Consider the following 14,215-nt stretch of genomic DNA (forward strand, 5'->3'; position numbering starts at 1 on the left):
CACCACTTTAGCTGAATGAAAAAGTAAGAAAAATAAAATATGCATGACAGATTTCATATTCCTCTCCATTTAGACGGATACCTCCAGTTTACTTAATAGCTCTACCTGTTTTTTCACATCAACCTTTTCAAAAATATTTCTTACATGTTTCGCAACAGTCTTATCAGATATGTATAAAAGCTCTCCGCTGCTTTTATAAGTAACACCTTTAGCAATCAAATTTATTATCTCAATTTCCCTTGTAGTAAGATTGTACCTCTGACAATTAATTTCAAATTTATTCTGACTATCTGCTTTACTGAGATCTATTTCACTTGCTTTCTGAAGGCTTTTATATGCGCTATTGATCAATGCGATTCTCTGCTTTTCAAGGTTCAATAAAATTGAATCTATTTTCGCAACCAGCTCCTCTACTAGGAATGGCTTTTGAATATAATCAACCGCTCCCAATAAAAGGCCTTCTATCTTTGACTTTGCAGAATCCTTTGCCGTCAGAAAAATAAAAGGTATATGATTCAGATTATTCCTGCTCAGTATGGATCTATACAAATCAAAACCATCCCCATCATCCATCATAACATCTGATATAATTATATCTACATAAGTGACCGTTTGCAGCCTTTCAAATGCTTCATTTCCACTTGTAGCAGCTATCACATTAAATCTCTCACTTAGCTTTGTAGCAAGGTAATTAAGTAATGCAAAATTATCTTCTACGATTAAGACACTTCTTTTTTCTGCATTATACCTAAGTTGTGGAATATTCAATGCTTCAACATTGAAATAGACTTCTCTTGATTTTAGACTTAATGGTCCCCCAAAATATTCGTTATTACAGATTGGTATTTCAATGATCATATTAGTCCCGACAATCGTGGACGGATCACTTTCTATTCTAATTACCCCGCCAATACTTTCAACTATTTTCTTAACTAGAGAAAGACCGATACCGATTCCCTGAATATTTTTATGACTCGAATTAATTTTAAAATAAGGCTCAAATATTTTTTCATGGAGTTCAGGATGGATACCAATACCATTATCCCTCACAACAAATAGCAAGCTTTGACCTTCCTGTTTAAGAGAAATTTGAATTACACCATTCAGAGATGTAAACTTAATTGCATTTTCAACGAGATTATTTAAAATCCGATAGATCCCTTCCGGATCTGCCTTTACTATCAAATTATCGTCAACATAAGAAGTAAGAAATATTCCTTTTTTATTAGCATAAGCTCTATAAAGCTCTATATTATTGTTTAGTATCTCACTAACATTACAAATCTGATCATTAAAATAAATATCATCTCCCCGTTTTATTTTCTCCAGGTCAAAGAAATTATTAATATCCCTGGTTAATTTCTCAATGCTCCTCTTAATGATTAGGAGTTCTTCTGTTTCTCCATGTTTGCCTATATACTCTTCAAGGTAATTCCTAATAAGAGTAATAGGGGTTTTAGATTCATGAGCAAGATTGATAAATGTATTTGTTCTTCTTTCATTTGCAATTTCAAGTTCTTTAGTTCTTTCGATTACCTTCAATGTTAATGTGTGATTTAACTCCTGTAACATCTTTTTCGAATCCAATAACATGTAATATTCTGCACGTGACTGTTTAATTGATTTCCGGATAAAAAGAACAGTCATCACGAGTAACCCGAGATTAGTAGATATCACTTCTGCAACCTGACTGCCATTATGAAATTTCAATATTGGTAATAACAAATGATTTATATCAGTTTCAAAAAATGCAATAACTGGCAGTGTTAACCAAAAACTAAATCCCAAAAGTACTCCTATCATTTCTTCCTTACAACTCTCATCCGCACATGACAGATATTTTTCTTTAAATGATTTTGCTAAAGAAAACAACATAACAATAACATATACAAATGGAATTATCACTACTAGTCTCCTTGACATTTCAAGATCTCCAGTATATACATATGGAAACAGAAACAAAAAAATAAACGGTAAGACTATAAAAATTAGTGATCCCTGAAATGCATAGAACCTCAATTTCTCTAAATTCAATACTTTGTATATATAAAAAATAAAATATAATGACATTACCAAAGCAACTATGTAAGCAATAATATTCTGAATTGTAATTGGAATATCTATTTTGTTATCTGGAAACAGTGCTCCGACTATGTTATATTGAATTAACAGAAAAAGAAGGACCAGATAATAAAGTCTGCTTTTATCTGATGGTCTGGACAAAAAATATATAACCTGATAGAAAAAGAAAACCAGTTCAAATAATGAAATTAAAAAAGTTATTATATGAATTTGTGTTCCAAATACTACCATTCCTAATAAATTAGAATATTACACATTACTTATCCTGAATAAAAATAACTGATGCGGCAAGTGTAGCTCATTAAACAGTTCAAAACCCATGTTTTTATAAAACTTTACATTTTCTGCCATCGAGGTCTCTAAATAGATTGGCTTCTTCATTGTCCTTGCTTCATTTACTATATCTGCAATCAATGAGCTGCCTATTCCTTTTCTCTGAAAATCTGGATGAACCCCAATAAACCTCAAATAAAAAATAGACTGTTTAGGGTAATAACTTTTAACTTTTGATTCTCTGGAGAGAACCTTTGGAAGCCTTTCCGGACCTATGCAAGAGAATGCTAATCTAAGGTCATTCATTATAGACTTCAATGAAACCGTCTCTTGCTCCGGAAATAATATAAGAGCACAGGCATTGCGATCTTTTGACAGGTATACTATTCCATTATGAAAGCAACTTTCAAAACAATATTCCATCAGCCTTCGGATCCTTGCCTTCCTCTGACCATCCTGCTTTACAACATAGTTAACGCTTATATTCTGATCAAATGATGCGGTTAATATATCCACCACAAGTGACTTATCTTCAATCTTAGCTGCTATCATAAAATTTATCTTGTATGAGGGTGAAGAATAATATTTTATTAACTTATTGAAAACTTGTATTGACAAATCTAAAATTACTCATCGAAATCTTCAAACTTTTCAATATAAAATTCACAACAATATACTATCTTACAACTATTTACCTCGCACCAAACAGTCTTTCAGAGCACATCAAAAGTTCGTCAAATGGAAAAGATATCCCGCTATTGCTCCTCCTATAATGATCCAAGTAGCATTGAGGTTCTTAAATCCGAATACTACAATCAGAGAAGCAATAGCAATAAGCCACCCATTTAAGTCAATAAGAATATTTCTACTAAGCTGAAAGGTAACTGTCAGCATTACCCCAATAGCCCCAATATTTACACCATCCAGAAAATAACCCATTACCCTCGATCTTCTCAACTTTGGAACAAAAGGATTTAATACAAGAACAAAGAAAAATGAAGGAAGAAAAATTCCCACTGTTGCGATAATAGCACCCGGCAAGCCATCCATTTGATATCCTATAAACGTCGCTGTTGTAAACAACGGGCCTGGAGTAAATTGCCCAAGAGCTACAGCATCCAGTAATTGTGCCTGTGTCAGCCAACCAGTCTTATCTACAAATTCAGCTTGCAGATAAGCAACCAGTACATATCCACTACCAAACAGAGTACCTCCTATTTTTATAAAAATCCAGAATAAGTCAACAGGAGTGATATTTTTAACAACAGGTATAGCCGAAAGTATGAAGGGACTATAAGAAGACAATCCTTTGTGAGTTAAAAATTGTCTTCCTGAGAACCAAATAACGGCAAACAGGCCTGCACATAACAATGCATATATTTCATTAACACCTGCCAGAGAAGCTATTATTACGCTTATTCCAATAATACCAAGCTGCCAGTTTTTTAAAGCTGTTTTTCCGAGTTTAAAGATCGCATTAATGATAATTGCTATAACAGCAGGTTTAATGCCATAGAGAAAAGGTTTAACTTCGGATATACTTCCATAGCTTGCATAAAGCCAGGCAAATATCCCCATTATAAGAGCCGCAGGAAAAATGAAACATATTCCACCAAGGAACAATCCAGGCAAGCCAGCACGCTCATGACCACAATGCATGCTCATTTCCGTTGAGTTTGGGCCAGGAATCAGATTGGTTGCACCTATAAGATCAAGAAAATGTTCCCTGCTCATCCATTTTCTTTTGTTTACAATCTCTTCTTCCATCATCGCAATATGCGCGGCTGGCCCACCAAATCCTATAATTCCTAGCTTCAGAAATACAAAACAAACTTCCTTTAATCTAGTTGACTCCATTTTCAAAAGATAGTAAAACTTTATTAAGATTCATTGAATATTTAATAACGAATCGTTTTAAGGGCTGTTGATCATTTTCTCAATACATATAGAACATAGCTATTCTGCGAACCGACTAATAACCCTTCATATCAGAGAACAAGGATAATAAATTTTAAGGTGAAGACAATAAGGATATCCTTTTAAGGAGGCCTATTATAACTGGATACGTGGCTGAACCGATATTTTTAGGACAAAGGGATATTTAAATTCTAAAAATTATCAAGGTTAAGAAAAAGATTATCAGGTTGTCCTGATAGCCTTATTTATAATTAAGAATGCAGTACTTATTAATATTTGGGAGTAAGACTATCAAGCTTGGAAGACACTTTGCCCCCCTTTCTTATTAATGAAGCAGGCTCCTTCCTATCAGGAAGATTGTCTTTCTCATATTTTTCTATCTGTTCAAGAGTCAAAAGTACCTTTAGTACAATAAGACGGTCTTCAATCGTTGATGAAAGCTTTGAAAGATCATTCTGTAAACCTGTATGCTTGGAAATAATATGCTTATATTTTTCTTCATTACGGGTAAGAAGATGTTCAATCTTCTTTCTGAGAATACTGTCATTAATTGCATTGACATATGAATTGGCATCTCTGTAATATTGCTGGGACTTACTATCGTATTCATCAAAACGATATAAATAATTCTGATGTCTTTCATTGAACTCATTCCTGCTTTCTTCAAGTTTTCTTAATTCAGAATTCTTTTCCATCAATTCCTGATATAAATCACTAACAAGATTTTCTTTCCCTCGTGATTCAAAACTGCTAACATATAATTCATCTGAATTTTGAAGCGCTTTAGGAGTGTTTTTCTTTACATGAATCTTGTCTTCTCTATTTTCTTCGCATGAGAAAAGTAGTACCACTAAAAAAATAAAACAATATTTTGATTTTAACATAAAAGGCCTTAAAAATTTTAATAAAAACTAAATTCTAAAATTAAATAAATAAATCCTTACCAGGTTATCAAAGGCCAGATAATACCTTTAAGAAACCAGACATGGAATAATACGGGGAATGGTAATATTAGTCCTGCAAATACCCAACATCTGGCTATTAGCTTATTCTTTAACATTCCATTATACTCCAGCTTCCTTTCAATAATGATAAGTATCCCTTGAATGAAAAAATACAACAAAGGAAACCCATATCCCGCCTTTACTGGAACGCTTATTGCCACTTCATGCAGCAGACCTGAAAAAACAAAAGCAGTTACTGTAGCAGCTTTCTCACCTATTCTCGGCTTAAGCGGACGATACAATGCTATTGCTGTCATCTCTGAAAAAGCAAGATTCCAACGTTTTCCCCAAAACTCAGCAAGGCTCAGAGACCGCATAGGCTCTTTAAACAAAGTCCTTGTATCTGCGCCTTTTAACCTCCAGAAGCCTGCACTTATATTCAATATTCAGAAATGAAGAATAAGACTTAACCCAATAAGCGCAAAGGCTGTAGACAATACCTGAAAGATTACTTCTGACAAATTGGTATATATATAACCAGATAAAATTAACAAACCAGCTCCGGCAACTATTCTCTTTACACCAAATTTAAATAGATCTTCCCCTCCTTGCAAAGGCTTCATTCCAAGGGTTTCAAAAAGGTTTGGTCGCATCCCAAACCAACCTGTAACAAAAGATATCCATTGTATAAATTTAAGTCTGCTTTCTCTTCCCTTATAATATTCAACAGACACAACGGTCTTCATTCCAAATAAAGTAACAAGAATGATACATAACATTCTTAATACAGGAGGAAATACTTCAGATAATCTCTCTGTTAAAAACATTCCTATCGCAAGTAGAAACCATGCTGCACATATAGATAACCTATAATTGGAGGATTTAGAAACAATATATCCCAGCAATACAATAAAGATAAGTATTGTAGCAACTGATAGTAAATCATTAAGATTGACAGAGGATATCATATTAATGGCTAAGAAATATTTGAATAAAATACCCAAAGATAGCTGAAAGCAAAGAATACAAACATCGCTACGAGCCCAACTTCGCCCCAAAAGTAAATCCAGCCTTTCGGTGCTGAGGCTCTGTCAAAATAAAAGAACTGGATCAATATTCTTGCCGCCCAGTAGAGTGCGATAAACAAGCTAACGGCCGCCGCCAAAAGTGAATGATCTGAAAGTGCCTCCGGAGCAAAGAAAGATAGGACACCAAAGGATAAATTGGTCATCAAGATATAACCTGCATACGTCCAGAACATTTGCCGGATAAGCGGAGCAACTATAGAAAGTTCTTTTTTCCAGTTCAACAACTTCGGTATCAAAAGGCTTCCAGCAACAAGTATGATCTGCATTAAGCCTGCAACTTTAATTGGACATTGTAATGTATTCATGATAATGGTCGGCTTCCCGTGATGCCGGTGGCACAAGAGTAAAAATACTTTTTATATGAAACGATCAAACCGGCTTTCTGAAAGAACTCCAGTGCTTTAGAGCAATCACCAAATTGCTCAGTATAGGTTCCTAGCATTCTATAATTTTCAGGATTCCCAAGAAATAATTTACCCAGAAAAGGAATGATCTTTTTCAAATAAAAAAGATAAAGTCCATTTAACAGATTGTTATCGGGTTTTGATATTTCTATAAAAGAAAAAGATCCTCCTGGTTTTAAAAGTCGATGAACCTCTTTTGCAAGTATTTCCAGTTGTTTGTCTGAAAAAGTTTTAAGGCCGAAAGCAGAGACTATATGGTCTGCAGAAGCATCATCCATCCCACTGTCCAGAATATCTTTTTGCAACAATACTACATTTTCAAACTTTCTTTTAGCCTTCTTGATCCCCGCTCCTTTTATCATCTGATCAGAAAAATCAACAGCAATCAGTTTACCTTTATTTCCGGCACTTTTCAGAATATAAGGCCAACACTCACCCATACCAGTCATTAGATCATAAACAATTGCTCCTTCAGAAATATATAAATGATCAACGCATTGTTTCCTCCAAAGAGCTGAAAAACCAAATGAGGTAACATAATTTACCTTATCATAGGTCTTAGCCATTTCATCAAATAAATTTCTGACAAATCTGCTATCGTACAATTCACTATTTTCCAATGAAATAAAAAATATTCGTTACACAAAAAATTTGCAACTCGCCAATCAAGACCAAAATACAATTTGCAACATAATCGTAAAAATGCTTACTATAGCCATTAGACTGATGATGAGAAAAGCAATAGCTTTACCTTTCCTATCCTCATGAGCAATTGAAATCATTTCCATCAACGTAAATAAAGTCTTTGTGCTTCTCCATGAAAAAACGATAAACAATGCTGTAACCACCAGCAATCCTGCATATTTTGCACTTCCAATGTGATTGCACATCAATACGGAAATCAAAATAGAGATTACTCCTGAAGTACCTCCTGAAAGAAGGGCAGTTTTAGCTTTGAAACCAATAAAAATAACTGAAACAATGCCACATAAAATAAGAAATACTCCATATGCCGCCAATAAATTCACAACTACCTGATTACACATATATATTTATTTTTTTTACAAAATTAAGTGAAATTCAGGTTATCAACTTCAATCCCGAACTAAATTTTTATCCGGTATGATATGACCAAACCGGATAAAAATTTCAGCTTATTTTTTTAAAAGTCTTGAAGGATAAACACTCTGATCCTTACCTATAAACTGAAGGATATACATTCCTTTCTCCAAATCAGCAATATCAATTGATGTATCAACCTTAGTATCTCTAAGTAGCTTGCCAGTTAAATCATAAATTTCCAATCTTTCTATATCCTGAGGATTTTGAAGATGAATGATCTCCGATGCAGGATTGGGATAGAAAATATTTGATTTAATATAAGGATCATTTATTGAAGCCGGGCTTTGATAGTCTGAAAGCGACCTTTTATAAAGTCCGTAAAATTTCACATAAATGTAAGCTTCATCATTTATAACAATCATACTATTTACCTCATTTACCGGAAGGTTATTCTGAAAAGGAACCCAAACATCCGAGCCATGATGTAAAATATAAACAACACCTTCTTTTGTTGCCAGTATGTATTCTTTATGAATTTTAAGATTACTCAGATTTACCGGATTCTGAGATTTGGAAAGTTCCGTCCATGTTTCCCCACCATCGAATGACCTGAAAACATATTTTTGAGAAATTGAATAGTATATGGTATCGCCATACTGAACAAGGTCATTAATAGAATTAGCAGCCCCTTCAAGCTCCTTATCTATATATGGAAAGGTTGATTTTAAAAGACCATTGCTTGTCGCAATAAACATTGTTCCATTTGAATTACTTACGATTCTCTTGACAGCTTCAGGCCATAATTTCAACCAGGTTTCTCCTAGATCTAAAGTATAGTATAAACCTTTTTCTGTGCAGGCCAATAGAGTATCTGCCTTACTAGAAAAAGATGTAATAATAGTATTTTCGGGCAATTCTGAATCTGCTAATTTCCATGATGCAGCTAAGTCATCTGATCGGAATACATCAACATAAGTCGAAGCAAACCAGTGTCCATTATACATGTATAAACCAAAGACCGAAAAACCTGGATCCATAGCAGGAGCTTTCATGTCCCAAGATCCCCCCAGATTTCCGCTCAGAAAAATTCCCCCTACTTCAAGGCCTGCCAAAAGATTTTTGCCGTCTGAGGCCAATGAGGCAATGATACGTTCATTTGCTCCCGGAGTATACAAACTTGCGGTATTCCAGCTTGTATCATCTTTCTTATATACTATGCCTAATATGCTACTAACAAATAAGGTATTGCCTATTCGTGCCAATGATGTCACATCACCTGTTATGCCTGTATATTCAGGCACCCACATATCATTTTCATCTTTTCTGTATAATTGATTTTTAGAATAAACCCAAACATCCTCCCCATCCAGAAAAATTTTCTTTATCTCATTGTTACCGAAAAAATGATCAATAGTCCACAATCCATCTTTTTGAGAATAGGTATATAGTCCTGTTGATGTTCCACAGTAAAGAACATTACCTACGTTTTCAATGGCGTAAACTTTCTTCTTATAAAAGCCATTCAGCTGCCATGTAACTCCTGTATCTGCTGATATAAAAAGTCCTGAATCACTTGCAGCATATACTTTTTCATCTATAAATCTGACCTGATTGACTTTTAATATAGGAGTACCTTCTGTAGTTTTCTGCAATCTATTTAAAACGTCATCCGAGGTAATTACTCCTTTGCCTGTTCCGAATAAAACTTTGTCTCCAACTATCTCTATACTGTTAATCATTCCTGATCCAATGTTTTTTATCAGCAATCTTTCTCCGATACCGATATCACCATATAACGCGGCAAAACCATTTGTACCACCTGCAATGACATACTTTCCATAAGAGGAAGCACATGATAATGAAGCTGTATTATAATCAATCTGGTAAAAAGAATATTTACCGGAAACCTCCTCCCCTGCAAATAAACGTCCACCTATAGCAGAGTAAATCTTGTCATTCCGGGTTAATAGGAACGAAGCATCATAAGTAACGGGATTAGATAATTCTATCCATTGCCCTAATACACAGCTACTCATCAGTAAGCTGTAAACAAATGTCAATACGAATTTCATGTTATTTAAAAATTACTATAGAAATAAAAATATTATCGCAATTTCAAAAATTTTAATCTATTAATCTAATAATATCTCATTATAACTTTTACAATATAATATTGAACTAAAACAACTATCAGTTATATGCTTTATTTCTTTTTAACAAAAACATTATTTTTAAAAGCATTATAACCTAATTTCGCACTCTCGCTGGAAGCAATAGAATAAAGTTTAATAATACATATGAGAATTAAAGTAGTTTTATCACTTTTCATTCAGTTGGTTATCTTGAAAAGTGTATTTTCCTCCGATTTGCCACCTGGATTTATTGAACAGGAAATTGCCACAGGACTTAATCCGGTTTCCATTACCAAAGGGCTTAATAACATCATTTATATTACTGAAAAAAATGGTAAAGTCAGAGTAGTACAAAATGATGTATTATTGGCTAGTCCCCTATTAGATATAGAAGTAAATGACTTTAATGAAAGAGGCCTGATAAGCATTGCCCTCCATCCTAACTTTTTCAACAACGGATATTACTATGCTTATTACTGTCCTAAAAACAGAAACAAAAATAGAGTGGTGCGTTTTACAGCCACTAATAATGGTAGATCAACCCTTCCTGGAAGTGAAGTATTGCTGATAGAATTGGATACTCTTGTTGGCGGTATCCATAATGGCGGCTGCCTTAAATTCGGATCTGATGGTAAGCTTTACATCGGAACCGGCGAAGGTGGTGTTTCTACTAACTCCAAATTATTAACCAACACTTTAGGGAAAATACTAAGGATTAATGATGATGGCTCCATACCAACAGACAATCCATTTTATAATGACCCTAATGTAACAGGTATAAATAAAACCATTTATGCTTATGGTTTAAGAAATCCATTTGCATTCGAATTTGATGCAGCAGACCAGCTATACACTACAGATGTAGGAGGAAGTACTGCAGAAGAAATCAATAAGATACTTCCTGGCAAATTTTACGGATGGCCAGACAGAGAGGGTAATTCAGGTACTACAAGCATTGCTAACTATCAGGGACCAGAATATTTTTACACTCATGAAGCCGGAGCCTGTGCTATTATCGGATGCTCCTTTTACAATCCTCTGAATAAAACATTTCCTGCAGAATATACAGGTCAGATATTCTTTGGAGATTACTGTACTGAGAAGATATACTCATGGAACCCTGTTACGAAAATAAGAACAGACTTTGCAACAGGTGCTAACCGTCCGTTATGGTACCTTTTCGCTGATAATGGCGATATGTATTATGTTGAAAGAAATGGTTCAGACGGTGGATCTGCCGGCTCTAACACAGTGAGTTATGATGGGAAATTATGGAAAATAAAATATACTAATTCCAATGAAGTATTTATTAATCAAAATCCTCAAAACAATAGTCTGGTAGTCGGAGAAAATACTTTATTTACCATAACCGCTTATAGCAATCTTCAACCACTTTCTTACCAGTGGTATAAAAACGGAGAACTCATAGAGGGAGCAACAAACGATACATTACTTGTACAATCCGTAACGATTGCTGATAATAATGCAAAATTCAAATGTATCGTTTCAAATAGTGCTTCAAACATTACTTCCACAGAGGCTACTCTTACAGTAATTCAAAACACTCGTCCAGTACCGGTAATATCATCTCCTTTAGCCACCTTCAAATACAAAGCAAACGATGTATTGAAAATTTCAGGTACAGCTACTGATGCTGAAGATGGAACCCTTTCCGGAACATCACTATCCTTTTGGGTAGATCTGCATCATGATGCTCATACTCACCCTGCTTTGGCCCCCACAGCCGGAACCAGTCTACCAATCAGCTTTACAGTTCCAAACAATGGAGAAACTTCTCCTAATGTGTTCTTCCGTGTATATCTAAAAGCTACAGACTCAAAAGGATTTTCATCAACGACTTACCTAGATGTTTATCCTCAGCTGGTCGGCATTACTGTTAACTCTAATGTTCCGGAGGCTAAAATAAATTATGATGGCACATATCACCTAGTAGGAGAAACGATATACTCTGTAAAAGGAATTATCAGAAGCCTGGAAGCTCCATTGGTAATATCGACAAACAACAAGACATGTGTTTTCACAGGATGGTCAGATGGTGAGACATCCAAGCTCATTACATTTGCCACACCAAATACAGATGTAAATCTGTACGCATCTTACGATTGTGATGAAGTAAGTTACACAGGAGACGGACTTATGGGAACTTACTCAGATGTGACTTCCATTACTTCAAAGACAGACGTCAGACTTAAAAGAATTGATTCTGAAATCAACTTCAACTGGCAATATGACTCCCCTGATATGGGATCAATTGATGATAATAACTTTAAGGCTGCCTGGGATGGATATATTGATATACCTACTGCAGGGACTTATACTTTTTATCTAAACTCTTTTTATAATGACATATGCAACTTAACAATAGATAACCAGGTAGTCATCAATAAAAATTCAGGAGCCTATACAGGGGTTGAATATTTTATTGAGAGTTCAGGTAATATAACTTTCACCTCTCCTGGTAAGAAAAAAGTAAAAGTTACCTTCGAAGAAACAGATTGGGTTGCGGCTATTGAATTACGTTGGTCTGGACCTTCTATCAGTAAACAGATTGTACCACAAAAGAATCTATTTACTAACATTAATCTGACTTCAGGCGATGGACTTACTGGTTCATATTTTGGTGATGTAGCTACGCTGGCTGGCATATCACCAAAATATACTCAAACAGACACACAAATTGATTTCAACTGGGCTACTGGTTCACCTAATGCTAGCCTCCTTGGGAATGATCTTTATACAATCACTTGGAAAGGCTATTTAAGACCTCCTTTAGACGATAATTATACATTCACTGCAAATGGTGACGACGGATTTATGCTGCTAATAGACAATGATACTATCATCAATCAGTGGCATGATGGAATTATTGAAAATAAAGAGAAATCTGTTCATCTTAATGGAAGAATTTTTTATCCTTTCGAATTCAGATATTTTGAAAACGGCGGCGATGCTAATATTAAACTTCAATGGGCGTCTTCATTGATAAGCCAAACTGGAATAGAAAAAAAATATTTATATACAAACATTCCGGCAGTTACTTCAAATTCAGAACCAGTATCTGAAAATGCTTTAAATTATAAGCTCGCCAGAGGTGGATCCGGAATAAGGTTATTAACTCAGTCTGATTCAATTGATAAGTTCGATATCTTTAATGTAAGCGGTAAAAAAATAATATCGGGAACAAATGAAATTCAAAATCAATGGATCGATATGAATAACTATCCAGATGGGTTGTACATTATTCAGATTCTTGATAAAGGAAAACCTGTGATAATAAAATTCATTAGATAAACTCATTTCTTTCATAGAGTTAAAAAGACTGTCAGAAAAACTCTGACAGTCTTTTTTTATAGGTATGAAAAAGAAAAATCTTTTACTTTTGTATAACAATCTTTTTCTTTATCATTTTCTGATTCGAAACTCCATAGATAATATACGCTCCGTTTTCAAGGTATTCGCTAATCCTATTTATATCAAGTGTTAATTCACCTTTATAGGCAATTTCTTTACCTTGAAAATCATAGACTCTTAAGGATTGCAAAATTTCCTCCTGAGAATCCGATTGACTTTCATCAGACTTAGCAGATGATGCAATGAATGCTACCTCTTCTAATGAAGCAGAAGGACAGCCACCTACCTTCAAAGTTTTATCATATTGCTTGTACCATGGGCTTGCAGAATAGTTAACACCTACACTAATATTGACAGATGATATATTTGCGGCATATGTAATATATGCTTTACTTTTATCTAAAGGATCTACCTCTATAATTGCCTGAGCATTAGTCCACCAATTGGTATTGGTAAATGCAGCTTCCGGAGATAACACAAACAAATACTTTTGTCCTGCAATCAGGCAAGAAGGACCGTTTATTCCTACAGTTAGCACATTTTCAACTTTAACGGAAACTACAGCTGATGTTGTTTTTCCTCCTAGATTATCAGTCGCAACTGCTGTCAGACTATATGTGCCAGCCGTTGCTCCAGCAATAGTATAACTATATGGTGTTGTATTATCTGTGCCCAACAACAAAGATCCATTGTAAAATGCCACAGATGAAACGGTACCATCTGCATCTGAGGCATTTGCTGTAATAGTAATGTTTGCAGGAGCATTAAACGAAGCATTATTCACCGGGCTGGTAATTGAAACGGACGGGTTCTGATTTACAGCTGGAACAACCGTTACAGTTACCGTATCAGTTCCTACTCCTCCATTATTATCTTTAACATTGGCAACAATTTTATAAGTACCTGCTGCTACATTGGTCCACGTAGCACTATATGGACTG

The 14,215-nt window shown here is 34.7% G+C and carries 12 protein-coding genes; 1 reads left to right on the forward strand and 11 read right to left on the reverse strand.

What is annotated here, in order from left to right:
* Positions 1-69: 69 nt before the first annotated feature.
* From J7604_RS18180 to J7604_RS18225, 10 genes are all read right to left on the reverse strand, one after another.
* Positions 70-2,223: an ATP-binding protein gene (locus J7604_RS18180; RefSeq protein ID WP_293898711.1), complete on the reverse strand. Its 2,154-nt coding sequence runs from the start codon at positions 2,221-2,223 to the stop codon at positions 70-72.
* Positions 2,224-2,331: 108 nt separating this feature from the next.
* Positions 2,332-2,907: a GNAT family N-acetyltransferase gene (locus J7604_RS18185; protein ID WP_293898714.1), complete on the reverse strand. Its 576-nt coding sequence runs from the start codon at positions 2,905-2,907 to the stop codon at positions 2,332-2,334.
* Between the two features lie 171 nt (positions 2,908-3,078).
* Entirely contained in the window at positions 3,079-4,212 is a 1,134-nt protein-coding gene (chrA, locus tag J7604_RS18190; protein WP_293898717.1) for a chromate efflux transporter, read from the reverse strand.
* 329 nt (positions 4,213-4,541) lie between these two features.
* Positions 4,542-5,123, reverse strand: coding sequence for a hypothetical protein (locus J7604_RS18195; protein ID WP_293898720.1), 582 nt, complete (start codon positions 5,121-5,123; stop codon positions 4,542-4,544).
* Between the two features lie 89 nt (positions 5,124-5,212).
* On the reverse strand, positions 5,213-5,659 hold the full coding sequence (locus J7604_RS18200; protein WP_293898723.1) for an MBOAT family protein: 447 nt from the start codon (positions 5,657-5,659) through the stop codon (positions 5,213-5,215).
* A gap of 3 nt (positions 5,660-5,662) precedes the next feature.
* Entirely contained in the window at positions 5,663-6,184 is a 522-nt protein-coding gene (locus J7604_RS18205; RefSeq protein WP_293898726.1) for a hypothetical protein, read from the reverse strand.
* Positions 6,185-6,192: 8 nt separating this feature from the next.
* Entirely contained in the window at positions 6,193-6,609 is a 417-nt protein-coding gene (locus J7604_RS18210) for a hypothetical protein (protein ID WP_293898729.1), read from the reverse strand.
* Positions 6,606-7,328, reverse strand: coding sequence for a class I SAM-dependent methyltransferase (locus J7604_RS18215; protein WP_293898732.1), 723 nt, complete (start codon positions 7,326-7,328; stop codon positions 6,606-6,608). The genes J7604_RS18210 and J7604_RS18215 overlap by 4 nt, the downstream gene beginning before the upstream one ends.
* 45 nt (positions 7,329-7,373) lie before the next feature.
* Positions 7,374-7,754 carry a hypothetical protein gene (locus J7604_RS18220; RefSeq protein WP_293898734.1) on the reverse strand — a complete coding sequence of 127 codons (381 nt, stop codon included), beginning with the start codon at positions 7,752-7,754 and terminating at the stop codon, positions 7,374-7,376.
* Positions 7,755-7,862: 108 nt separating this feature from the next.
* Positions 7,863-9,842: a T9SS type A sorting domain-containing protein gene (locus J7604_RS18225; RefSeq protein WP_293898737.1), complete on the reverse strand. Its 1,980-nt coding sequence runs from the start codon at positions 9,840-9,842 to the stop codon at positions 7,863-7,865.
* Between the two features lie 225 nt (positions 9,843-10,067).
* On the opposite strand from J7604_RS18225, the gene J7604_RS18230 reads away from it, so the two are divergent.
* Positions 10,068-13,214, forward strand: a complete 3,147-nt coding sequence (locus tag J7604_RS18230; RefSeq protein WP_293898740.1) for a PQQ-dependent sugar dehydrogenase — start codon at positions 10,068-10,070, stop codon at positions 13,212-13,214.
* An 82-nt stretch (positions 13,215-13,296) separates the two neighbouring features.
* Here J7604_RS18230 and J7604_RS18235 read toward each other — a convergent pair.
* On the reverse strand, positions 13,297-14,215 hold a 919-nt coding region (locus J7604_RS18235), incomplete at its 5' end, for an Ig-like domain-containing protein (protein ID WP_293898743.1).

It is taken from the genome of Sporocytophaga sp. (assembly GCF_017745095.1).
Classification (GTDB): Bacteria; Bacteroidota; Bacteroidia; order Cytophagales; family Cytophagaceae; genus Sporocytophaga.

Bases quoted from the DNA above. Each gene is read 5' to 3' on its own strand.
- J7604_RS18185 (WP_293898714.1), bottom strand. From the start codon at position 2,907: ATGATAGCAGCTAAGATTGAAGATAAGTCACTTGTGGTGGATATATTA.
- chrA (WP_293898717.1), bottom strand. From the start codon at position 4,212: ATGGAGTCAACTAGATTAAAGGAAGTTTGTTTTGTATTTCTGAAGCTA.
- J7604_RS18205 (WP_293898726.1), bottom strand. From the start codon at position 6,184: ATGATATCCTCTGTCAATCTTAATGATTTACTATCAGTTGCTACAATA.
- J7604_RS18210 (WP_293898729.1), bottom strand. From the start codon at position 6,609: ATGAATACATTACAATGTCCAATTAAAGTTGCAGGCTTAATGCAGATC.
- J7604_RS18220 (WP_293898734.1), bottom strand. From the start codon at position 7,754: ATGTGTAATCAGGTAGTTGTGAATTTATTGGCGGCATATGGAGTATTT.
- J7604_RS18225 (WP_293898737.1), bottom strand. From the start codon at position 9,842: ATGAAATTCGTATTGACATTTGTTTACAGCTTACTGATGAGTAGCTGT.
- J7604_RS18230 (WP_293898740.1), top strand. From the start codon at position 10,068: ATGAGAATTAAAGTAGTTTTATCACTTTTCATTCAGTTGGTTATCTTG.